This is a genomic window from Sphingobium sp. L-44 (assembly GCF_056859495.1).
In genome coordinates this window covers 23,205-45,182 of sequence record NZ_JBSXOQ010000116.1, presented here as the reverse complement: position 1 = coordinate 45,182, position 21,978 = coordinate 23,205, and the positions used below count along the sequence as shown (strand labels likewise).

The 21,978-nt window shown below is 65.6% G+C and carries 18 protein-coding genes; 9 read left to right on the top strand and 9 right to left on the bottom strand.

All coding sequences use genetic code 11. From position 1 onward, the window contains the following. The first annotated feature begins 58 nt into the window (after positions 1–58). A complete protein-coding gene (locus tag AC13EK_RS20355) occupies positions 59–1,483 on the top strand; it encodes a CapA family protein (RefSeq protein ID WP_277788375.1) in 1,425 nt (474 codons plus the stop codon). Positions 1,484–1,534: 51 nt separating this feature from the next. On the opposite strand, the gene AC13EK_RS20350 is transcribed toward AC13EK_RS20355, so the two are convergent. The 3 genes from AC13EK_RS20350 to AC13EK_RS20340 are packed head-to-tail and all read right to left on the bottom strand — an operon-like array spanning position 1,535 to position 7,162. Beyond that, complete coding sequence (locus AC13EK_RS20350; protein ID WP_069337350.1) at positions 1,535–4,978, bottom strand: SbcC/MukB-like Walker B domain-containing protein; 3,444 nt, start codon at positions 4,976–4,978, stop codon at positions 1,535–1,537. Beyond that, positions 4,975–5,643: a DUF4194 domain-containing protein gene (locus tag AC13EK_RS20345; protein WP_069337349.1), complete on the bottom strand. Its 669-nt coding sequence runs from the start codon at positions 5,641–5,643 to the stop codon at positions 4,975–4,977. The genes AC13EK_RS20350 and AC13EK_RS20345 overlap by 4 nt, the downstream gene beginning before the upstream one ends. After that, the gene (locus tag AC13EK_RS20340; protein WP_069337348.1) at positions 5,633–7,162 is read right to left on the bottom strand and encodes a Wadjet anti-phage system protein JetA family protein; all 1,530 of its coding nucleotides are present in this window, start codon (positions 7,160–7,162) and stop codon (positions 5,633–5,635) included. The genes AC13EK_RS20345 and AC13EK_RS20340 overlap by 11 nt, the downstream gene beginning before the upstream one ends. A 513-nt stretch (positions 7,163–7,675) precedes the next feature. Here AC13EK_RS20340 and AC13EK_RS20335 point away from each other — a divergent pair. From AC13EK_RS20335 to AC13EK_RS20325, 3 genes are read left to right on the top strand one after another with little or no spacing between them, the layout of a single operon-like run. Beyond that, a complete protein-coding gene (locus AC13EK_RS20335) occupies positions 7,676–7,996 on the top strand; it encodes a hypothetical protein (protein WP_010338507.1) in 321 nt (106 codons plus the stop codon). After that, a complete protein-coding gene (locus AC13EK_RS20330) occupies positions 7,993–10,836 on the top strand; it encodes a response regulator (RefSeq protein ID WP_069337347.1) in 2,844 nt (947 codons plus the stop codon). The genes AC13EK_RS20335 and AC13EK_RS20330 overlap by 4 nt, the downstream gene beginning before the upstream one ends. Next, the gene (locus tag AC13EK_RS20325) at positions 10,833–11,777 is read left to right on the top strand and encodes a diguanylate cyclase (protein WP_004208311.1); all 945 of its coding nucleotides are present in this window, start codon (positions 10,833–10,835) and stop codon (positions 11,775–11,777) included. Before AC13EK_RS20330 ends, AC13EK_RS20325 begins: the two co-directional genes overlap by 4 nt. Positions 11,778–11,798: 21 nt before the next feature. Here AC13EK_RS20325 and AC13EK_RS20320 read toward each other — a convergent pair whose 3' ends face one another. From AC13EK_RS20320 to AC13EK_RS20295, 6 genes are all read right to left on the bottom strand, one after another. Then, positions 11,799–12,293, bottom strand: coding sequence for a Csu type fimbrial protein (locus AC13EK_RS20320; RefSeq protein WP_069337346.1), 495 nt, complete (start codon positions 12,291–12,293; stop codon positions 11,799–11,801). A gap of 11 nt (positions 12,294–12,304) precedes the next feature. Beyond that, positions 12,305–14,488 (bottom strand): fimbria/pilus outer membrane usher protein, encoded by a 2,184-nt coding sequence (locus tag AC13EK_RS20315; RefSeq protein WP_069337351.1) that lies wholly within the window; start codon positions 14,486–14,488, stop codon positions 12,305–12,307. 112 nt (positions 14,489–14,600) lie between these two features. Next, positions 14,601–15,344, bottom strand: coding sequence for a fimbrial biogenesis chaperone (locus AC13EK_RS20310; protein WP_069337345.1), 744 nt, complete (start codon positions 15,342–15,344; stop codon positions 14,601–14,603). Positions 15,345–15,365: 21 nt separating this feature from the next. Further along, the gene (locus AC13EK_RS20305) at positions 15,366–15,863 is read right to left on the bottom strand and encodes a Csu type fimbrial protein (protein WP_069337344.1); all 498 of its coding nucleotides are present in this window, start codon (positions 15,861–15,863) and stop codon (positions 15,366–15,368) included. 133 nt (positions 15,864–15,996) lie between these two features. Continuing rightward, positions 15,997–16,269, bottom strand: a complete 273-nt coding sequence (locus AC13EK_RS20300) for a hypothetical protein (RefSeq protein ID WP_069337343.1) — start codon at positions 16,267–16,269, stop codon at positions 15,997–15,999. A 155-nt stretch (positions 16,270–16,424) separates the two neighbouring features. Then, entirely contained in the window at positions 16,425–16,913 is a 489-nt protein-coding gene (locus AC13EK_RS20295; protein ID WP_169861750.1) for a MarR family winged helix-turn-helix transcriptional regulator, read from the bottom strand. Positions 16,914–17,177: 264 nt separating this feature from the next. Between AC13EK_RS20295 and ectA the strand changes: the two genes are divergently transcribed. The 5 genes from ectA (at position 17,178) to AC13EK_RS20270 (ending at position 21,960) form a co-directional block, all read left to right on the top strand. Then, entirely contained in the window at positions 17,178–17,669 is a 492-nt protein-coding gene (gene ectA, locus AC13EK_RS20290; protein WP_081331710.1) for a diaminobutyrate acetyltransferase, read from the top strand. Between the two features lie 15 nt (positions 17,670–17,684). Continuing rightward, a complete protein-coding gene (gene ectB / locus AC13EK_RS20285) occupies positions 17,685–18,995 on the top strand; it encodes a diaminobutyrate--2-oxoglutarate transaminase (protein WP_037511920.1) in 1,311 nt (436 codons plus the stop codon). Positions 18,996–19,010: 15 nt separating this feature from the next. Further along, positions 19,011–19,424 (top strand): ectoine synthase, encoded by a 414-nt coding sequence (locus tag AC13EK_RS20280; protein ID WP_069337340.1) that lies wholly within the window; start codon positions 19,011–19,013, stop codon positions 19,422–19,424. Between the two features lie 176 nt (positions 19,425–19,600). Beyond that, a complete protein-coding gene (thpD, locus tag AC13EK_RS20275; RefSeq protein WP_069337339.1) occupies positions 19,601–20,521 on the top strand; it encodes an ectoine hydroxylase in 921 nt (306 codons plus the stop codon). Continuing rightward, on the top strand, positions 20,518–21,960 hold the full coding sequence (locus AC13EK_RS20270; RefSeq protein WP_069337338.1) for an aspartate kinase: 1,443 nt from the start codon (positions 20,518–20,520) through the stop codon (positions 21,958–21,960). The genes thpD and AC13EK_RS20270 overlap by 4 nt, the downstream gene beginning before the upstream one ends. The last annotated feature ends 18 nt before the right edge of the window (positions 21,961–21,978 follow it).

The following is a 21,978-nucleotide window of genomic DNA, read 5'->3' as shown; positions in this document are numbered from 1 at the left end:
GTTCATGTCAGCCCGACCGGCTATCCCCGACACAAAGTTACAAAGGGGAAGTCCGTTGATGCTGTCCAAGATTCTTCGCCGCCGCGCGGTGCGCAGCCTGTCGCTGGCCGGCGCCGCGCTGATGCTGACCGCGCCGATCGCGGCCCATGCCGAGGAAGAGGAAAGCGGTGGCCAGCTGTCGACCAGCCGCGTGCCGACCAGCCCGATCACCGGTGATTTCAGCTTCGCGGCGGTGGGCGACCTCATCTATCTGCGTCCAATGCTGGCGACGATCGAGCAGCAGTCGCCCGACATGCTGCGCATCCTGCGTGGCGCGGATGTGACCTTCGGCAATTTCGAGACGACCGCACTCGACCTCAAGACCTTCAAGGGCTCCCCCCAGGCGGAGTCGGGCGGCACCTGGATGCTGGCCGACCCCGCCGTCCCGGCCGATGTGGCGAAGATGGGCATCGACATTGTTGGCCATGCCAACAACCACGCCACCGACTGGGGCGTGGAGGGGCTGTATGATACGCTGGCGCTGCTCGACGGCGCGCATATCGTCCATGCCGGCACCGGCCGTTCGATGACCGCGGCCCGTGCGCCGGCCTATTATGACGGGCCGCATGGCCGCGTCGGGCTGGTGTCGGCCACCACCAGCTTCACGCCGATGACGCCGGCCTCCGATCCACTGGGCCAGGTGCCCGGCCGTGGCGGCGCCAATGCCATCCGCAGCGTCGAGGTCGGTCTGGTGTCCGACACCGATCTGGCGACGATCGCCCGGCTGGCGGGCACCAAGGCGGGCGCGCCGGTCAAGATGAAGGGCCGCGAATATCGGGCGACGACAACCCCGACCGCACCGATGACGATCGAATATGATCTCAACGCCAGGGATGTCGCCGCCAACATGCTGGCCGTGCGCCAGGCCAAGCAGAATGGCAATTTCGCTGTCTTCTCGCTGCATAATCATGAGCCCGGCAATGCCAGCCAGACGCCCGCCAATTTCGCCCAGGGGCTGGCCCATCAGGCGATCGATGCCGGCGCGGACGCCTATGTCGGCCATGGCCCGCACCAGCTGCGCGGGATCGAGATCTACAAGGGCAAGCCGATCTTCTATTCGCTCGGCAACTTCGCGATGATGAACAACAGCCTGGATGACCTGCCGGCCGACATGTACGACCAGTTCGGCATCACGCCGGGCAGCGTGACCGCGCCCGAGCTGCTGCAGGCGCGCGGCGCGAAGGAATTTGGCGATCCCAACCTCTATGAAACGGTGATCGCGGTCAGCCAGTACAAGGATGGCCAGTTGAGCGAAATCCGCCTCTATCCCGTCGACCTGGGCGTCAATGCGACGGGCGCGGGCAAGGGCGTGCCGCACCTGGCCGATGCCACCGTGGGCGCGCGCATCCTGGAACGGCTACAGCGCCTGTCCGCGCCGTTCGGCACGAAGATCGAGACGGTCAAGGGCGTAGGCGTGATCCGCGTGGCAGCGTCGCGCCCCTGATCTAATGGCGGCTTCAGGGGCGCGGGACGGTGCCCCTGAAGCCGGCCTTTCCTATTCCGCGCTGTCGAGCGCGAAGAGGTCGAGCCGTTCGGCCAGCGCGGCATCGTCGAGATGCTGCGGATTGGCGGCGCGCATCTGGGTGCGGGCATGGGGCTTGATGCGGACGGCTTCGGCGCTGGCATTGTCGCCATGGCGGAACACGTCGATCACGCTGTCGAGATTCTCATAGACGACCGCGCGCTTTTCCGATGGCGCAGCGATCACCACCTGCAGCCCGATATCGTCGTAAAATTCGAGCAGGGTGCGCTGGTTGGGGCCGTCCATCTTGCTGAACGCCTCGTCGAACACGGCAAGGCCCAGGCCCAGCTCTGCCCGCTCATATTGCCGGCGCGCGCCATGATAGATGCTGGCCAGCGCCGCGCCGATCACCACATAATAGGGCACCTGCCGCTCCGCGCCGCTCGCCGTGCCCTTGCGCTTGTCATAGCTGGTGGTGCGGCCCTTGTTCACATCCTCCATGCGCAGGTCGAAGGTGAAGTAATTGCGGTAGTCCTGATAGGCGGAGAAATCGAGGGACTCGTCGCTCAGCAGCCGTTCGACCTCCGCCAGCGCCTGGGCATGTTCGGCGTCGCGCGGGGCGGCCCGGCCAAAGAGGGCGTCGAAGGTCAGTTCGTCATGCTCGCTCTCGCGCGCCAGCCGGTGGAGCGCGGCAAACTCCTCCTTGGGACGGGCATGGAGCGTGTAGATCTCGCCATGGAGCGGCCGCATCCGCAGCGCGCGGGTGAGGTTGTCCAGCTCCGAACGCAGATCGTTGAAGCGGGCGTTCAGCTCATGGATGAAGGCGGTGCGGAACAGCTGGCCGATCTGTTCGGCGGCTTCGTCGGCCTGGCGCCGATACTGGATCAGCTCATTTTCCTCCAGCGCCGCGATATTGGCGGCGAGCCAGGGCTTCACTTCGGTCGCGATCGCGCCGGGCAGGGCAATGGGCGCGCTATTGTCGAAATCGGCGCGGTAATGGCCCAGCGTCTCGCGAATTTCGCCCTGTAACGCCTGATAGGCGTCGCGCGCCTCGTCCGCGCGCTTCATCATCTCCTGCACCAGTCGGGGCAGGGGACGTCCGCGCTGCTGGCGATAGGCCTCGCGCAGGATCGAGAGGCTGGCCGATGAGCGCACCCGATCCTTGAACAGGGCGCGCCGCGAGCGCAGGCAGAGCCAGGAGCCGGGCTGGGCATCGCCCGCATCCAGCCGCCGCTGGATTTCGATCCTGGCCTGGCCAAGCTGGCCGCGCCGGCCGATCAGTTCTTCCTTTTCCTCGGTGGCGCTGCGCAGTTGCAGCTTCACTTTGTCCAGATTGTGCTGGATCGCCGGATCGACCGTCATCGCGATCTTGTCGATCCGGTGCTGCAATTCGGTGCGGCTTTCCTCATGCTGGTCGATCGCGGCGACCAGCAGGTCGAGCCGGTCGGCCGGATCGACATCGGCCATCAGCGGCAGCAGCTTGCGATGAATATCGTCATGGAACCGCTCGGTTTCGGCATGGACGGCGATCAGCGCCTGCCGATCCTCGATCCGGGCGAGCAGTTCGGCCTCCATCAGCGGGGCCGCGGCCCGGCCGATCTTGAGGTCGCGGGTGCGCAGCACCTCGACCACGATGCCGCTATTATAGGCGCCATCGCGCATGATCGCGCGGCCGCCGGCCAGCAATTCCGCCTGGGTGCCGGCGAGCCGCACCTGGCCGGTGCGGAAGCGCAGGAAGGCGATCGCCAATGGGTCGTCGCTGGCAAAGACGGTGGCGAGGGAATCGGTGTCGAAGCCGGGCGGCTGTTCGGCGAGGCGGCGGCTGTTGATGACCCGGCATCCGCGGAAGCCGTCGCGGTTGGCGCGCACGATCTCGACCGCGCGGGACGCATGTTCGGGATCGACCAGGATCGCCTCGCGGTCGCGCCCGAGCAGGGCCTCGGCCGCTTCGCGCCATTGCGGATCGACGATTTCGGCCACCTGGCAGAGCGTGCGCGGGCGCATATTCTCCCGCTCCAGCGCGGCCATCAGGCGGATGGTGCGATCGTCCAGGCTCACCTGACCGGCGCGCGCCTTGTCGCGGCGCGCGACCAGATCGGCCAGTTCGTCCTGCAGGCCGCGCCGCTGGGCGATCGCCTGGTCGCGCCGTTCCTGGATCTTGGCGACGCTATCGATGGCGCTGCGGCGGGCGTTGGCGATCAGCTCCTCCATCGTCAGCGGATCGCGCGGCCATGTCGGCGGCTCCAGCCCGTCGCTGTGCTGCCGCAGCGCCTCCAGCGCCTGGAACAGGGCGCCGAGCTTCAGGGGCGCGAGCCGCTCGCGATGGTCGAGCAGGCTGGCGCCGAGCGCGGCCGCGCGGAAACGGGCTTCGAGCCGTTGCACCACGCCGGTGCGGGCCAGGTCCACGGCCTTGAGTTCGCTGGCGACCACGGCCCGCTTGCCGGCGGCGCCCTCCGCCACGGACTGGGCGAGCAGGCTGTCCTGCCGCTCGCCCAGTGCCGCGATCTCCGCATCGCAGCGGCCGATGTCTTGCTGGATGTCGTCCAGCTCCGCCAGCGTGTCGCGCCGTTCGCGCAGATTGGCGATCAGCGCGGCGCCGGCCTCGATCATGGCGGCGAGGCGGGCGGTGCCACGGGCGACATCCTCCCGTTCCAGCAAGGTGACGAAGCGGGACACGAGTTCGGCCAGCGCCCGCAGCGCGTCGAGCCGCCGTTCCAGTTCATGCACATCCTTCTGGATGTCGCGATAGCGCTGGATGCCCTCGCGCAGCTCGCCGATGTCGATGTCGTTCCGGGCGAGCAGGAAATTATGCACGAAGCCCTCGACCGAGCGCATATCCTCGAACGACAGGGCCATGACGAAGGCGCGGATGAAGCGATCCGGATCGCTGTGGCGCCGGCCAGTGAACAGCTGGCGCATATATTCGCGGATATGGTTGCGCGGGCCATCGGGGCGAATGAGCTGGGTGCCGGCCGCTGCGCAGGCCTGCTCCAGCCGTTCGCGCACCAGGCTCCAAGGCGCCGAGCGCTGCTGCCCGCCATCCAGATGCTCGATCAGCAGGTCGGTATCCACCCGCACGCCGGGCGCGATATAGCGGCCGACCACCTGTGCATCCTCGATCGCGGACGCCTCGACGCACAGGCCCACGCTCACCGGTGGGCGCACGCCGTCGGGATCGTCGAAGGTCAGCACGATGTGGGTGACGGATTCCTGGCGCAGAAATTCATGTTCGTTGAGCTGGCCGAGGCAATAGCCGCGCAGAGTGCGTTCCGACTTGCGGCTGCCGGTTTCGCCGGCGGAACGATTGAACTGATACCAGCGCCGCGAGCCGCCGGTCATCACCGCCTGGATGAGGTCGATCAGCGTCGACTTGCCGGAGCGGTTCTGGCCCAGCACGGCGGTGTCGCCGCCGACGGCCAGGTCTTCGCGACCGAACAGATGCCATTGCACCAGCGCGATATGGGCAAGCTGCATCATGCGACCTCCTCCTCGTCGGCGTCATCCAGGTCGATGACGGGCTCCTCCGTCTCGTTTTCCTGATAGTCGCCGCCGGCCAGCAACTGTTCGAGATGGGCCATGAACTCCTCGCCCGCGACGGTGGCGATCAGCGCGCGGATGGTGATCGGCATGTCCTCCATCTCGTCGTCGATGTCGCCCATATGGACGATCGCCCGGCGGTCGAGCGCGGTGACCAGTGCCTTGAACTCGTTGATGCCCAGCGTCGCGCGGCGGGCGCGGGCGACCATGTCCTGATAGGCGTCATAGGCGGCGTTGAGCGTCACCATCACGCTGCCATAGCGTTCGACATCGCCTTCCTGGATCCCTTCTTCCCACAATCGGCGGAACAGCAGCAGCACCAGCGTCTCGTCGATTCGCATGCGCGGATGGCCGATCTGTTCGGTGTCGGGCAGGATGCCGGCCCAGCCTTCGCTTTCGCGCACCACCAGCCGATAGCCGGCGACTTCGAAATAATCCGCCACCAGCCGCTCGACATCGGGGCGGAGCAGGACTTCGAGCAGGGCCGATGAGCCGCGATCCTGCACATGCAGGAACTGATGGCGCAGCAACTGGCCGATCGCCTGGGTCACGCGGTGCATCCGGCGCGGATCGCGCGCCTCCAGGGCCTGAAATTCACTGAGCATCTTGTATCTCTGGGGTCACGGCATCGCCAATGCGCGAGACGGTGAAGCCCGCGCAGTGCAGCCAGTCATTGTCGATGGTCGATCCGGTATCGACCGAGAAGCGGAAATGGGGCGCCAGATGGTTGACGATGGCATTGCCCCGGCCGTCGGCATCGGCGGCCAGGATGGACAAGCGCAGCGCCTCAAGCGCCAGGAAATCATCGACCGTCTCGATCCAGAAGCGGCTGGCCTCGCCCGATCCGAAGGGGGCCACGCGCCGTTCGAGGAAGCGGCTGACCTGTTCGGGCGTGACGGCCAGGCGGGCCAGATAGTCCCGGTCCAACCGCTTGCGCCATTCGCGCAGGGGATCGGGCGGCGGCAGGATCAGCAGCCCGCCCGAAACCGTCGAGCGATAGGTGCGGGGGCGGGCGAGCAGGGTGGGGGACCAATAGGACCGGCGCGGTTCCAACAGGCCGGATACCGAAGGCGCCGCATCCTGCCCATCGCCACGGGCGAGCAGCCGGTCGAGTTGCAGCAGCATCGGCTCGCTGCGCTGGAGGAAGCTGTTGCCGCGCCGTCCGGCATAGCGAACGGTGTTGCGCAGTCGCGTTTCCAGCCGGCTGCGATGCTGCTGGATGCGCTCGAAAGCCTCCTCGATCTGGTCGAACACGCGCCGCACCTTGTGCAGGTCGTCATAGACCAGATCACGGGCGGCGGACGGGTCGGGCGCCAGCCGGGCCTCATGATAGGCTTCGGCGATGGCGGCGACGTCGGCGATCGAATCCTCGATTGCGTCGAGCGCGGTGAAGATGCGATGGCGGAAGCGATAGGGGTGGGAGGTGGTCGAGATGGCCGCATAATCCTGCAGCAACAGCTTCTCGACGAAATCCTCGAAATAATGGCGCAGCCGGCGGCCGACGCTGTCGCTTTCCACCACCCGCTTGTCGATGTCGCGCAGCGCGCTCAGCACGCTGCGCAGATAGCGGCCGAAGCTGGCGGCATCGCGCGCCGCCTTGTGCAGGCCAGGGGCATTTTCCCGTGCATTGCGCTGCAGCGCTTCCAGCTCGTTCTTCACCTGGATGACAAGGCCGCCAAGCTGGTCGGACAGGCCTTCGCGCAGGCTGCAGAGAAATTCGGCCAGGCGCATGGCGCCGGCCGGCATGTCGACCGTGACCTTCAGGCCATAGCGGCTTTCCTCGATCCAGCCGGTAGCCTGAAGCCGGTTGTAGATATGCCGGGCGCGCATCATCGCCGCGCTGGTCGCCTGCGCGTCGGCGGCTTCCAGCTTGCGCCGGCGCACGCGGCGGCCCGGTCGCGCGGCCAGCTTGTCCAGCACCACCGGGCTTTCATCCTCGCGCCACAGCTCCGCATTGTCGCCCAGCAGCGTATAGATCAGCTGGACGACCTCGCCCTGGGTCGGGAAATGCAGGTCGGAACGGTAGAAGCCTTCATAGAGGCCGATCAGCACGCGCTCGTAGAGAAAGCGGTTCGACCCGGCGAACAGCGCGAAGATATCGGAATGGAGTTGGCCGAACAGCATCAGGCGACACCATGCGCCGCCAGGCGGGACGCGCGATCGGGTGCGGTCGCGGCGATGGAGTCATCGCCGGTGCGCTGATGGTCGGACAGGGACGGATGACGGGCAGGCTGGCGCATTGTCCTCGGCGATGCCGGAGAAGCGCCTCCAAGGGCCGGGCGCAGCGTTGCGCACGACCATAGACAGGGGCTCGTCCGGCAAAAATACGGGTTCGGCCGGCGCAGATGCCATGTTCGGGCGAGCCGGGCAAGCCGATGTCGGAATTGCAGAAAAGAGCGTGCGGTTGACGCATAACTTGTAAATTATGCCGCCAATCCAAGCCCGTTTTCTGTAATTTCATATGTAAATATTGGCCATGTCGAGAAAGGTAGGCGATCATTTTGCGAACAGAACAGGCAAAGGCCTCTTAACCATTGTAAAATGCTTCCATGGCCTAATAAAGCGATGGATGAGGCAGGGTTGCTCAAGGGTTTGAACCGTCCCGCGCGCGCGGGCAGCATGGACGCGTCCTGCGCCATGTCCGCCTATTTGCCTGCGGCTTTGCTGTTGCTGGCGGGGCTGGTCGGGCTGGCTGCCGCCTGGATCATGAGCGGCAGCGGCTCGGGACGCTATCTGGTGATCGCGCCCTGGGGCGCGTCGCGGGCCGAGGCGATCAACCTGGTGCGGGCGGCCGACGGGGGGCTGGTCGGCATGGGGCGCCTGTCCAACATCATCATTGCCGGGTCGAACCGGCCGGATTTCGCGGCGGCGTTGCGCAGGGCGGGGGCCTGGGGCGTGATCGCGACGCCGTCGCGGATCGAATGCGGCGAACCATTGCCGGGGGGGCAGACATCATGATTATCGAACTGGACAAGCTGCGTTTCCATTTCGGTCGCTTCCTCGTGCCGCTTTTCTGGGCGCATGTGCCGTTGCTGGCGACGGTGGCCCTGCTCACGGGCCATTCGCCGATCGCGGCGGCGCTGGGCGGCACATTGCTGGCGGGGGCCTATCATCTGACCTGGTGGCGCCAAGGTATCGCCCCTGCCACCCGCTATCTGTCCGCCGTCGCCCTGATGGGCGAGCCGGCGATCCTGCTGTTCCTGCTGCGCGGCCATGCCTGGCAGATGGACATGCACATGTATTTCTTCGCCATGCTGGCGCTGACCATCGCCTGGTGCGACAAGCGTGCCATCCTGGCGGCGGCGACGGCGACGGCGCTGCATCATCTGCTGCTGCTCTATCTGCTGCCCTATGCGGTGTTTCCGGGGCAGGGCAATCTGGAACGGGTGCTGCTGCATGCCGGCATCGTCGCCTTCCAGACGGCGGTGCTGGTCTGGCTGAGCGACAAGCTGGTCGAGAGTTTTCAGCGCAACCAGAAGATGGGCGAGGAGATATTGGCCAAGAATCAGGCATTGGAGGCGCGGACCCGCGAGGCCGAGGAGGCCAATCGCGCGAAGAGCCTGTTCCTGGCCAATATGAGCCATGAAATCCGCACGCCGATGAACGCCATATTGGGCTTCTGCCATCTGGTCGCCCGGACCGACCTCGACCCCAAGCAGCAGGATTATATCGGCAAGATCAACCAGGCTGGCGTGTCGCTGCTGCGGCTGATCAACGACATCCTCGATTTCTCGAAGAATGAAGCGGGCAAGCTGACGCTGGAGGCGCATCCCTTCACCCTGCGCAGCGCGATCGAGAACCAGATCCAGCTGGTCGCGGCCAATGCCGAGGCGAAGCAGGTCAGGGTCGTCTCGCGGGTCGATGCCGACGTGCCCGAGCGGCTGATCGGCGATGAAATGCGCTTCTGCCAGGTGGTGCTCAACCTGATGAGCAATGCCGTCAAATTTTCCGAGGAAGGCACCGTCACCATCGGCCTGTCGGCGTCCGAGCAGAATGGCCGGGTGCGGCTGAAGCTGACGGTGCGCGACACCGGCATCGGCATGACGCCCGAGCAGCAGAAATCGCTGTTCCATTCCTTCACCCAGGCGGACAGTTCGACCACGCGGCGGTTCGGTGGCACCGGCCTTGGCCTCGCCATCTGCCGTCAGATCGTGGAGCAGATGGGCGGTGACATCGCGGTCGAGAGCGCACCCGGCCAGGGCAGCAGCTTCATCTGCCACATGCTGATGGATGCGGACGACCGGGCGATGGGGCTGGAAATGCCGATGTCGGCGCATGTCCGCCGGCTGCGCGTGCTGGCCGCCGACGACAATCCGGCGTCGCGCCAGATCATCCATGACGTCTTTGCCGGCTGGGGCATGGCGGTGGACCTGGTGGCGTCGGGTGGCGAGGCGATCGCCGCGATCGAACATGCCGACGAACGGGGCGAGCCCTATGACCTGGCCCTGCTCGACTGGAAGATGCCCGGCCTGGACGGGATGGAGACGGTCGATGCGCTGCGCGCCACGGCGCTGCGCCATCCCCAGCCCAAGGCATTGATCATCACCGCCTATGGCGCCGACGATCTGTTGCAGGGTGTCGATACCGACAAGGTTGCCGCCTTCCTGACCAAGCCGGTCGTGCCCAAGATATTGCTGGATACGATCACCGAGATTTTCGCCGAGGAACATGCGCCCGTCGTCCATGTCGCCGCGCCGGCCACGCCCGCCCTGCCGATGGTGGCCGAAGCGCTGCGCGGGCTGCGCGTGCTGCTGGTCGAGGATAATGAGATCAACCGCGAGATTGCGGCCGAACTGCTGGACGATGCCGGGTTGAAGGTGGATTTCGCGGAAAATGGCCGCATCGCCTGCGACATGGTGCGCGAGAAGGGGGCGGGTTATGCCGCCGTGCTGATGGACGTGCAGATGCCCGAAATGGACGGCATCAGCGCCACCCGCATCATCCGCGAGCAGTGGAGCGCCGAGGATCTGCCGATCATCGCCATGACGGCCCATGCCTATGAGGAGGAAAAGCAGCGCTGCAAGGCCGCGGGCATGAACGATCATATTGCCAAGCCGGTCGAGCCGCCGGTGCTGGTCCGGGTGCTGGATCGCTGGCTGAAGGCGGGGCGAGTGACCACGCCGCTGCCGTCGCCGGTCGTGCCGACGGTTGCCGGTTCGTCGCTGCCCGATCGACTGCCGCCCTTCGACCTGCCCGCCGCACTGGCGCGGGTCAATGGCAAGACCGGGCTGCTGCGCAAGCTGATCGTCACCTTCGGTGACAGCTATGACCATGTCGGCCGGGATTTGCGGGCGCATTTGGCGGCAGGGTTGCTGCCCGATGCGCGGCGCCTGGCCCATAGCCTGAAGGGCGTGGCCGGATCGCTGGAACTGCCCGGCGTCCAGCAGATCGCGTCGGACATCGAACGGATGCTGGCGGCGGGCGAAACCGGGCCGGCGCTGGCCGCGGTCGTCGATCTGGAGGTGGCGATAGCACCAGCGATCGCCGCCGCGCGCAGCCTGACGGGGGGCGCAGAGGCATCGGACGTCGCGATCGTCACCGTCCAGGATGATGACGCGGTCGAACAGGCGCGCACCGAATTGCGCGGGCTGCTCGCGCGCCGGAGCCTCAGCGCCCGCGCCGGGTTCGAGCGGCTGGCGCAGGCAATGGGACTGACGGCCGATCAGCGCGCCAGCCATCCGGTTCAGCGGGCGCTGGAGCAACTGGATTATGAAACCGCCCTCGCGCTGATCGATGCTGATGCGCCGGGCGCGGGCACAGCAGGCCGGTCGATCGATCCGGCAGGAGCGACATCATGAGCAAGGCCACCATCCTGATCGTCGATGACGAGATTTCGAACATCGAAATCATGAACGCCGTGCTGGAGGATGATTATGAGATCTGCTTCGCCACGTCGGGCCAGCAGGCGCTGGACATTGCGCGCACGGTGCAGCCCGACCTGATCCTGCTGGATGTGCTGATGCCGGGCATCGACGGGTTCGAAGTCTGTCGCCAGATCAAGGCGGACATCATGCTGGTCGATATACCGATCATCTTCACCACGGGGCTTGGCGATACGGAGGATGAGATGCGCGGCCTGTCGCTGGGCGCGATCGACTATGTGACCAAGCCGATCCAGCCGGCGATATTGCGCGCGCGGGTCGGCAACCATGTCGAACTCAAGCGCCTGCGCGATCAGCTCGCGACGCTGGCCGTGACCGATGCGCTAACGGGCCTGAGCAATCGTCGCCACATGGAACGGTCGCTGCAGGCGGAAAGCGCGCGCCTGACCCGGACCGGGGAATGGATGTCGGTCATCATGCTCGACATCGATTTCTTCAAGCAGTTCAACGATACCTATGGACATCCCGCCGGGGATCGCTGCATCGCGATGGTCGGCGCCGCACTGACCCGCGCGGTCAAGCGCGCGACCGACCTGCCGGCGCGCTATGGCGGCGAGGAGTTCGCCTGCATCCTGCCCGGCGCGGACCCCCAGGGGGCAGAACTGGTTGCGCAGGAAATCCGGCTGCAGATCCAGTCGCTCAACATTCCCCATGCCCAGTCGCAGGTCAGTCCCTTCATCACCGTCAGCATCGGCGTCGCCAGTGCCCGTTGCCATGCCGACCTGCCCGCCGAACTGTGGATGGCGGAAGCCGATCGCCAGCTTTACGCCAGCAAGCAGCGCGGCCGCGATTGCATCACGACCATCCAGTTCGACGCGCAGACCTGCCATGGCTATTCCCTGGCAGCCAATGAATAGGCGCTGTTCAGAGACGCCAGATCAGAAGATGACCGTGACCAGCACCGTGTCCGAATAGCTGCCCGGCGGGACATTCTGCCCGGCCGGGATACGGCCATAGACGGTCGTGGTCTGGTCCAGGTTCAGCAGTGCGATGAAATTGCTGGTCACCGTCTGCGATCCGCCGGTCCCATCGCCCCAGACCTGGTTGCGCGCATTGCTGGTGTAGAGATTATAGGCGAGCGTCGAGCCGCCATTGGTCAGGACGCGCGGCGCATAGGTTGACGATGTCCCCTTGCTCAGCTGGATCGTGTAGCTGCCGCCCAGCGCGACCACCAGCGAGCAGCGCACGCGGACCGTTCCCGACGAATCATTATCCCCGCTGGCGATCGGGTTGTAATTGCCGAAGCTCAGGCCGCTTGCCGATACGGTGCAGGTGCATAGGGCCAGGGGATCGCACGCCGCCTGCGCGGGCGCCGCCATGAACAGGGCGGTCAGCGCGACCGCAACGGCGTAGAGGGCATGGCCAGTGCGCATCCTCATCCTCCTTATGGCACGCATGTCAGCGGCCCGATCACTGGTAGCATTTCGTTCGGCACGGCGTCGACCTGAACCTGGCAGGGGCCGTGCCCCGTATCGACGGTCAGCATCATGCCGGGATGAAGGCTGCGGATGAAGACGGCACCATCATTGCCGACAAAGGATTTTTCATCTTCCGCGGTGACGCTGGCGCCGATTTCCGCCGGCGCGCCGTCCGGCATGACGATGCGCAATGTCGCCGGATGCTCCCGGACCGCGACGAAACGTGCGCTGACGGCGCCACGGTAGCGCGGCACCACCCTGATCTGGTCATTGGGCATCCGGATGTCGATCGGCACGTCCGCCGCCGCGATGCTGAGGCGATTGACTTCATAGGGGCGCAGGTCGGGAATGACGGCCATGCCACGGGCGTCTGTCCGCGCGACCAGGCGGTTTTCCTGATAGATGCGCACGTCGGCCTGGCCGGGCACGCGCACCACGGCAAAGCCGCTTTCCACCCGGCGGGTCGGGAACAGCGCGCCATCGGCCAGCAACAGCCCGCCCTGGCCGGTGACACGCCAGCCGGTTTGTCCGCCGGCACGGTCCACCTGCGCGGTCATCTCCGCCGCATTGCCGCGCCACAGGATCTCGCCCTGCTGCTGCGCATTGCTGCCGGTCGAAATCGCCGCCCGATAGCCCCAGCCGCCGCTTTGCGGCGGGGTGCTGCGCATTTCCGCCCGCACGCCACCCCGATCGGCCTGGAGATAGGCGCTGCTGCGCGGGCCGAAGGGGATGGTCAGGTTGAAGCCGATGCTGTTTTCATGACCGCTTTCCGAAAAATGGCTGCGGATCGCGTAGGCGCTGACAAAGGCCTTGTCGCGCAGGGACAGGCTGTAATTGCCCGACAGGACGCGGGCGGACTGGCTGTCGGCATAGGTCAGGCTGGTATAGGATGCGCCGATCGTGCCCATCGTGCCCAGGCTCCATCCGGCAGAGCCCTGCACCTGTTCCACGATCCGTTCGCTGTCGCGCTCCACGCCGATTTCGCGATAGCGGTTCGACGCCCGCTGGTAACTGAGAGCGACGTTCCAGGTCGGCGCGTTGCGGGCGAAGGCCGCCCGATACAACAGGCCCTCACCGGCTTGGCTCGTCGATCCCGCTGCCGCCAAGCTGATCTCGCCGATCGGAACGATGATCATGTTGACGCCGCCGCCGGCCATGGTGACGTCGGCGCTGGCTTCGGCCCGTCCCTCGATCGTCAGCCGGTCGGTCAGGCCGCGGCGATAGGTGCCGGCCAGGAAGGGATTGTCATAGCCGAAGCTGCGCAGCCCATAGCCGCGCCGTTCGGCTCCTGCCTCCATAGACCAGGACGCCAGGCCCGCGCGGAGCAGGCGGGAACTCACATAATAGCTGGACGTGACGCGCCGCTCCACGCCCAGCGGATCGCGGATCACCAGCGTCACCTGGCCGGCGCCCGTGACCAGCGGCACCTGATTGATGGAGAAGGGCCCCTGGCCGACGTCGGTCTGGAAGCGTTGGGTGCCGTTCACCAGCAGTTCCACGTTCGACGGCACGGCGGCGCTGCCGGCAAGGGACGGGGTCGGAAAGGTCAGGAGGCTTGGCTGCAGGGCGAACTCGGTGCCGAAGCGCACGCCGCCAAAGCGGATCTGCCGCGTCCAGTCGCGCGCATCCGTCACGCCATCGCCGATGACGAGGCGCGTCAGGTTGATCGGATCGTCACGCAGATAATAGCTGTCCAGCCGGGTCGCCCGACCATAGACCGTGCCGTTGCCCAGCAACATGCTGTTCGACACCACGCCCCAGTCATCGGACAGCCCGGCCTCCACGAAGGCGCCCAGGCGCGCCTTGCCGGCATATTCGGCAGAAATGTCATAGTTGAGGAAGGCGGCGAGCATATTGTCGCTGGGCGCGGCGACGGTGCTGGCGGGCGCAACGCTGGTCGCTTCGAAGGCTTCGGGCGACACCGTCAGCAACAGGGCCTGGTTGGGCTCGTCGAAGGCGGCCGCGACGCCGCCGAGCGCGGATAGCGCGACAAAGGCGTCGCCATCGATCATCATTGCCGTGCCGGTCGGCGGGCGCATCCGCCAGGCAGCCAGATCCTTTACGCGCACCAGGAATGCGCCGGCGCGCCGCGCAAGCAGATAGTCGCCTGGCAACAGCCGGCCGTTGAGCGTGACCGAGGCCAGCATCATTGTGGGCGCCGTCGCGTCTGCCGTCGTCGCAACCGCGCCTGTCGTCGGCGCGCTGTCCTGCGCGCTGGCAATGCCGCAACTGGCCACGACGCAGGGCAGGACAAGAAGGGTGCTAGCGCGTCCCACCGGCATGGGATGCCGACTGGAGGACGAGCTCTGCGGTCAGGCTGCGCTGGCCGGTGGCCGCCTCCAGCGTCAGCTTCTCTCCGCCGCCCACCGGTCGTTGCATGTCGAACAGGAAGCTGCGTGTCGCGCCGGGGAGGATGTAGATCGATTCCTGCCTCGTCGCCAATGCGGTGCCGTCGGCCCGCTTGAGGTCAAGGCGATTGAGGTGGACGTGCGCGCTGCCTTCATTGCGTGCGGTCAGCGTGAGCTGCCGGTCACTGGTGGCGGTCAGCTGCCACGCCAGGGATGCCTGCGCACCGGGCGCGGTCACGAAGATCGGGATGCTGACGCGCAGCAATGTGCGGATCTCGCCAGCGGCGGTCGGGCGATCGGTCGGGATTTCCTCCAGGAAGACGCGATAGCTTTTCTCGGTCGGTGTGGCGGCCGTGCGCAGGCCGAAGCGCGCAATCTGCTGCCCGCCTGCGGCTATTTCGAACAGCGGCGGATTGGCCAGGATGTCGCGTGTTTCCTCGAACAGATCCTGCCCATTATCCTGCCGCCATGACACGACCCGCACCTGCATGCGGGCCGGTGCATCGCCGCTATTTTCGATCGTCATCGTCTCGACCGGGGTCTTGTCGTCAAGCGCGACCAAGACCGGATAGATTTTCAGCGTCGCGGCCCAGGCGGTGGCGGGCTGCGCCAGGGCGAGCAGGGCCGCTGCCGCGCGTCGTGCGAACATCTTGGGCATGGCCGCCTCGCTCCGGATCGATCAATAGACGACGTTGACGGTGATGGTGTCGCTATAGGAACCGATCGGGACATTCTGGCCGGCCGTGATCCGGCCATAGACGGTCAGGGCATTGGTGCCGACCGGCGCCGTCGCGGCGGCGGTGTCGGTTGCAGGCGTGTTGCCCCAGTTCGTCGTGTGCGCCGAATCCTGATACAGCGCATAGCTCAGCAGATTGCTTCCGCTCGACATCTTGCGCGTGGTCACGGTCGCCCCCGATGCCGTGCCCGCGGTCAGGCCGACCGTGTAGGTGGTGCCGACCGTGCAGAGAATCGACAGGGTGGAGGTGGCGTCGGTCGGCCCGGTTGCGGTCGGGTCATAATTGCCGAACGCCAGCGCCGTCGCCGACACGACGCAGGCCTTGATCACGGTTGCGGTAACCGGGAAGGTCGTGGTGGTGGTGGCTGCCTGGGCCGTGCCTGCAAGACCCGTCAGCAGGGCCGCGGCTGCGAGGGATGCGGCCAGTTTGAAACGAAACATGTGTCCTCCAACACCTCAAGCTTTGATGGAGGGAGTATCGTCAATGTCGGTTAATAACGCGCTTTTGGGCAAAAGACGGCTTTACCAATATTTTGCGTAAATCGCGTTCGTCGCAAGATAACGGAGCGATCCGTCAGAATTCATAGGACAGGATGTCGTCCTGCCGGCTGTGATCCATATTGCCGCTGCGAAGGGAGACGACTGTTCCGTTGTCGCTGGACGATTTCACCATGCGATAATGATATTGTCCGCAATTTCCAGCAGCCTGGTCGCTGGAAATGCGGCAGGGCTGTACGACCACCGCGCCGACCAGCAGCGAGCCATGCGCGGCCTGCTGCGCAGGCGCAGCAGTGCCGATGGCCATCGATCCTGCAATCAGGAGGGTGCGGCCGGAATGGCGCAACATGCAAATAACTCCGTTCATCGCGCCCTCCTAACGGATCGAAGCGGCAACTGACAGCGTTTCCTGACTGGCGGCCGAAGGGCAGACGATGCGTCGAATAGGGAATCTATGCATAGTCTATGAAGGGGGGGACGCTGACGGCGGGGCGCCGTGGGGCGTCAAAGCGGCTCCGACCGGTCGATCCGGCCGCTGTCGAGCAGCGGTGCGGCGTCGATCGAATCTGCGTCCATCAGCATCGCCAGCCTTTCCGTCGCGGCAAGGATCATGGCCTGTTCCCAAGTGGGGAGGGCGTCGAAGCGATCAGTGAAGCGCTTCTGCAGCGGGTCGGGGGCGTCGGCCAGGGCGTCGCGGCCGGCGGGCAGCAGGGTCAGGTGGATCTGGCGCTTGTCGCGCTCGCCGCGCTGGCGCTGGACGAAGCCGAGCGCGACCAGTCGGTCGACGATCGCGGTGATCGTCGCCTGGCTGAATTGCAGCGCCTGTGCCACGGCGGAGGGGGTGACAGACAGGCGCGTGTCGATTTCCCGCAGCACCAGCAATTGTGAGGGGGTGAGCCCGGTCGTCGTCGCCAGCTGACGGCTGCCGATTTCGGTCGCGCGCAGGACGCGGCGCAGCGCGCGCAGGGTCAGGGAGGCAATTTCGGAATCCATGGGAAGGCGCATAGCGCGAAGTCCCGCAAAGCGCCAACGGGGCCAAAAGTTCCTCATCATATACTTCATCATATGAAATATAATTTCGGCTTTGGGGTTGAAGATGGCGTGGATGATCGGCATATAACCGCCCGTCTCGCCGGAGAATCTGCTTCTCCGAGTAAAATATAATTCGGGAGATGAACAATCTTCGATTCCCAAGCTACAGCGGCTGCTTCGCCGCCACGGGCTTCTGCGCGCTCTCGATCGGGCGAGGGGCAGGACATCGTCTTACGCAAGCCCGTCGCCACGGACGGGCCAGCCATCAGCGGATTGATTGCGGCCTGTCCGCCGCTTGATCCCAATTCGGCCTATTGCAACCTGCTGCAATGCACGGACTTTGCCGACAGCTGCATCGTCGCCGAGCGCGGCGGTGCGGTGGTCGGCTGGGTATCGGGCTATCGCCCGCCAACAGCGCCCGAGAATTTCTTCGTATGGCAGGTCGCGGTGTCGTCTGCCGCGCGCGGCCAGCGCCTGGCCGGGCGCATGATCGAGGCGCTGCTGGCTCGGTCCGAGCAGGCCGGCGTCGCTCATCTGACGACGACCATCACCGACGATAATCGCGCCTCCTGGGCCCTGTTCCAGGGGCTGGCGCGGCGTTGGGGCGTTCGGATCGAAAAGACCGCCCGCTTTGAAGAACAGGCCCATTTTGCCGGCGCCCACGCCACCGAATGGCAGGCGCGCATCGGCCCGCTGCCGACCCTGGCACAGATTTGAGAGAGATTGAAAAGCATGACCGTCACGACCCAGCCCAAACCCACCAGTGCCATGCCCGACACGGCCATTTATGAGCGGCGCGAGTCCGCCGTGCGCAGCTATGCCCGCGCCATGCCGCGCCAGTTCAACCGCGCGGAAGGCGTGTGGATGCACGACAATCAGGGCGGCCGCTATCTCGACTTTCTGTCGGGCTGCTCCACGCTCAACTATGGCCACAATCACCCGGTCCTGAAGGCTGCGCTGGTCGACTATATCGCCGGCGACGGCATCACCCATGGCCTCGACCTGCACACCGATGCCAAGGCCGACTTCCTTGCCACGCTGGAGGATGTGATCCTGCGTCCCCGCGGGCTTGATTATCGCGCCATGTTCACCGGGCCGACCGGCACCAATGCGGTCGAGGCCGCGATCAAGCTGGCGCGCAAGATAACGGGTCGCGAATTGGTGATCGCTTTCACCAACGGCTTTCACGGCATGACGCTGGGCGCGCTCGCCTGCACCGGCAATGCTGCCAAGCGCGGCGGCGCGGGCGTGCCGCTGAGCCATGTCGCCCATGAACCCTATGACGGTTATCATGGTCCCGATGTCGATACCGCCGACCTGCTGGAACGGCGCCTGTCCGATCCGTCGAGCGGCCTTGATGCGCCGGCCGCCATCCTGGTGGAGACGGTGCAAGGGGAAGGCGGCCTCAATGCCGCCTCGCCGCAGTGGTTGCGCCGGATCGCCGAGATCGCCAGGCGCCATGGCGCGCTGATGATCGTCGATGATATCCAGGCCGGTTGTGGCCGCACCGGCAATTTCTTCAGCTTCGAAGGCATGGGCTTCACCCCCGACATCGTCACCATGGCGAAGTCGCTGTCGGGCATGGGCCTGCCCTTCGCGCTCACCCTGTTCCGTCCGGAACTGGATCAATGGGCGCCGGGCGAACATAATGGCACCTTCCGGGGCAATAACCATGCCTTCGTCACCGCCACCGCCGCGCTGCGCCATTTCTGGGGCGATGCGCAGTTCGAGCAGGATATCGCCCGTCGCGGCGCGCTGCTGGAACGGCGGCTGGACGCGATGGCGGCCGAACATGGCCTGTCGACGCGCGGCCGCGGCATGATGCGCGGCATCGACGTCGGATCGGGCGAAGTCGCTCAGGCCATCACCGCCGCCTGCTTTGCGCAGGGGCTCATCATCGAAACCAGCGGCGCGCATGACGAGATCGTCAAGATACTGGCGCCCCTCGTGATCGAGGACGCCGTGCTGTCGGCCGGGCTCGACATTCTCGAGGAGAGCATCCGGTCCGCGCTGACCGTCACCTATGGCGTCGCCGCAGAATAAGAGGAGATTTCAGACATGATCGTTCGCAAGCTTCAGGACATCCGCAAGTCCGACCGCAATGTGAAGTCCAAGGGCTGGGAAAGTGCCCGCCTTCTGCTGAAGGACGACAATATGGGCTTTTCCTTCCACGTCACCACCATGTACGCGGGCGAGGAATTGCACATGCACTACCAGAACCATCTGGAGGCGGTGCTGGTGCTCAAGGGCACGGGCACGATCGAGGATCTGGGCACCGGCATCACGCATCAACTGGCGCCCGGCGTCATGTATGCGCTCAATGCCCATGACCAGCATATCGTGCGGCCGGAAACCGATATCCTGTGCGCCTGCACCTTCAATCCTCCGGTCACTGGCAAGGAAGTGCATGACGAGAATGGCGCCTATCCCGCCGATAGCAGCGCCGCGCGCGAGCCTGCGCTGGCCGACTGATGCGTGACGCTCCAGCATTTTCAAAGCAGATGGCCACATCTGCTGACTCGGAAAATGCGGACAACAACGAAAATTGGAGCTTGATCCGATTCAGTATGAACGGATCAAGCTCTGGCTTGGGGCTGCCCGAGCCAGCCACGCCTTTATTATCTTAGATTGAAAAAAGGGGGAGTCCCATGAAAGACCTCTACCCGTCCCGCCATGCCGACATGGCGGAATTCCTGCCGCGCCACGATCCGGTCGTCCATGCCGACTGGAGCGCCGGCGCGCCGATCAGCCGCGACCAGGCGGATGCCTTCGAGCGCGACGGCTATCTGGTGCTGGAAGACATTTTCTCCGACGCGGAAGTCGCCTTCCTTCAGCACGAGGCCCGCAAGCTGCTGGCTGATCCCGATGCGTTGGAAGCTGAAACGGTCATCACCGAACCGGGCGGTAAGGAAGTTCGTTCCATCTTCCGCATCCATGCCCAGAGCCGGGTGATCGAGCGGCTGGCGGCGGACAGCCGCCTGGCCGGCGTGGCCCGCTTCCTGCTGGGTGACGATGTCTATATCCACCAGTCGCGGCTCAACTATAAGCCCGGTTTCCAGGGCAAGGAATTCTACTGGCACAGTGATTTCGAGACCTGGCATGTGGAGGATGGCATGCCGCGCATGCGCGCGCTGTCCATGTCGGTGCTGCTGGCCGAAAACACGCCGCATAACGGCCCGTTGATGCTGATCCCCGGATCGCATCGCCAATATCTGACCTGCGTCGGCGAGACGCCCGAGGATCATTATCGCCAGTCGCTCAAGCGCCAGGAATATGGCGTTCCCGACGAGGACAGCCTGGCCGAACTGGCGCATCATCATGGCATCGTCGCGCCGACCGGCAAGCCCGGATCGGTGGTGATCTTCGACTGCAACATCATGCACGGGTCGAACGGCAACATCACACCCTTCCCGCGCGCCAATGCCTTCCTGGTCTATAATGCGGTGTCCAACCGGCTGGAGGCGCCCTTTGGTGTCGACCGGCCGCGCCCCGCCTTCATTGCCGCGCGCGGCGAGCCGCCGGTCATCACGCCGATCACCGGCCCCCTGATGCAGGAGGCGCTGGCATGAGCAGCCTGCATAGCGTCGAGAAGATCGGCGGCACGTCCATGGCCGCGACCGCGACATTGTTCGACAATGTGCTGATCGCCGGCCGCAAGGGCGCGGACCTCTATCATCGCATCTTCGTCGTGTCGGCCTATGCCGGCATGACCGACCTGCTGCTGGAGCACAAGAAAAGCGGCGAACCGGGTGTCTATGCCCGCTTCGTGGCGGACGAGGATGCGGACGGCTGGCGCCAGGCGATGGAGGCGGTGCGCCGCGCCATGCAGGAGCGCAATGCGACGATGTTCGTCCGCGCCGACCGGCTGGCGGAGGCCAATGCCTTTGTCGACATGCGGATCGATGCGGTCGCCGCCTGTCTCGACGATCTGGCGCGGCTGCGCAGCCATGGTCGCTTCTGCGTCAACGAACAACTGGTAACGGTGCGCGAACTGCTGGCGGGTCTCGGCGAAGCGCATAGCGCGCATTCGACCGCGCTGCTGCTGCGCGACCGGGGCGTCAATGCGCAGTTTGTCGACCTGACCCTGTGGGACCAGCAGGACATGCGCGAACTGGACGACCGGATCGGCCAGGCGTTCGCGCCGATCGACCTTTCCACCACCCTGCCGATCGTCACCGGCTATGCCGGATGCAGCGAGGGCATGGTGCGCCTTTATGCCCGTGGCTATTCGGAAATGACCTTTTCACGCATCGCCGTGCTGACCAAGGCGCGCGAGGCGATCATCCACAAGGAGTTTCACCTGTCGAGCGCCGACCCGCGCCTGGTGGGGACGGACAAGGCGCGCAAGATCGGCCGCACCAATTATGATGTGGCGGACCAGCTTGCCAATCTGGGGATGGAGGCGATCCATCCCGGCGCCGGCCGGGGGCTGCGCCAGACCGACATTCCACTGCGGGTGCGCAACACATTCGACCGGGAAGATGGCGGGACGCTGATCTGCGGCGCCTATGTGTCCGACACGCCGCGCGTCGAGATCGTCACCGGCGTGCGCCATGCGCAGGCGCTTCAGTTCTTCGAGCAGGATATGGTCGGCGTGAAAGGCTATGACGCGGCGATATTGGACGCGCTGGCCCGCCATGGCGCCTGGATCGTCAGCAAGGCGTCGAACGCTAACACCATCACCCATTATCTGTCCGCCGATGCGGCGACGGTCAAGCGGGTGATCGCGGATTTGCAGGCGCGCTATCCCGACGCTGCCATATCGGCCCAGCCGGTGGCGATCGTGTCGGTCATCGGCAGCGACATATCCCGGCCGGGGCTGGTGCCCGATGCCCTGCAGGCGCTGGCCGATGCCCATGTGCCGATCGTCGCGATGCAGCACCAGATCCGCAATGTCGATGTGCAGTTCATCGTCGATGTCGATCATTATGAGACCGCCGTGGGCGCGCTGCACCGTGCCCTGGTGGAGGACGGGGCGGAACCGGCGGAGGATCGGCGCGCGGCCTGATCCGCCCCCGGTCATCCC

What these genes read in the sequence shown, in the direction of transcription:
- AC13EK_RS20350 (WP_069337350.1), bottom strand. Translation starts at nt 4,978, where the DNA reads ATGATGCAGCTTGCCCATATCGCGCTGGTGCAATGGCATCTGTTCGGT.
- AC13EK_RS20320 (WP_069337346.1), bottom strand. Translation starts at nt 12,293, where the DNA reads ATGCGCACTGGCCATGCCCTCTACGCCGTTGCGGTCGCGCTGACCGCC.
- AC13EK_RS20325 (WP_004208311.1), top strand. Translation starts at nt 10,833, where the DNA reads ATGAGCAAGGCCACCATCCTGATCGTCGATGACGAGATTTCGAACATC.
- AC13EK_RS20310 (WP_069337345.1), bottom strand. Translation starts at nt 15,344, where the DNA reads ATGCCCAAGATGTTCGCACGACGCGCGGCAGCGGCCCTGCTCGCCCTG.
- thpD (WP_069337339.1), top strand. Translation starts at nt 19,601, where the DNA reads ATGAAAGACCTCTACCCGTCCCGCCATGCCGACATGGCGGAATTCCTG.
- AC13EK_RS20355 (WP_277788375.1), top strand. Translation starts at nt 59, where the DNA reads ATGCTGTCCAAGATTCTTCGCCGCCGCGCGGTGCGCAGCCTGTCGCTG.
- AC13EK_RS20330 (WP_069337347.1), top strand. Translation starts at nt 7,993, where the DNA reads ATGATTATCGAACTGGACAAGCTGCGTTTCCATTTCGGTCGCTTCCTC.
- AC13EK_RS20345 (WP_069337349.1), bottom strand. Translation starts at nt 5,643, where the DNA reads ATGCTCAGTGAATTTCAGGCCCTGGAGGCGCGCGATCCGCGCCGGATG.
- AC13EK_RS20270 (WP_069337338.1), top strand. Translation starts at nt 20,518, where the DNA reads ATGAGCAGCCTGCATAGCGTCGAGAAGATCGGCGGCACGTCCATGGCC.
- AC13EK_RS20340 (WP_069337348.1), bottom strand. Translation starts at nt 7,162, where the DNA reads ATGCTGTTCGGCCAACTCCATTCCGATATCTTCGCGCTGTTCGCCGGG.
- ectB (WP_037511920.1), top strand. Translation starts at nt 17,685, where the DNA reads ATGACCGTCACGACCCAGCCCAAACCCACCAGTGCCATGCCCGACACG.
- AC13EK_RS20295 (WP_169861750.1), bottom strand. Translation starts at nt 16,913, where the DNA reads ATGGATTCCGAAATTGCCTCCCTGACCCTGCGCGCGCTGCGCCGCGTC.
- AC13EK_RS20315 (WP_069337351.1), bottom strand. Translation starts at nt 14,488, where the DNA reads ATGATGCTGGCCTCGGTCACGCTCAACGGCCGGCTGTTGCCAGGCGAC.
- AC13EK_RS20280 (WP_069337340.1), top strand. Translation starts at nt 19,011, where the DNA reads ATGATCGTTCGCAAGCTTCAGGACATCCGCAAGTCCGACCGCAATGTG.
- AC13EK_RS20305 (WP_069337344.1), bottom strand. Translation starts at nt 15,863, where the DNA reads ATGTTTCGTTTCAAACTGGCCGCATCCCTCGCAGCCGCGGCCCTGCTG.
- AC13EK_RS20335 (WP_010338507.1), top strand. Translation starts at nt 7,676, where the DNA reads ATGTCCGCCTATTTGCCTGCGGCTTTGCTGTTGCTGGCGGGGCTGGTC.
- AC13EK_RS20300 (WP_069337343.1), bottom strand. Translation starts at nt 16,269, where the DNA reads ATGTTGCGCCATTCCGGCCGCACCCTCCTGATTGCAGGATCGATGGCC.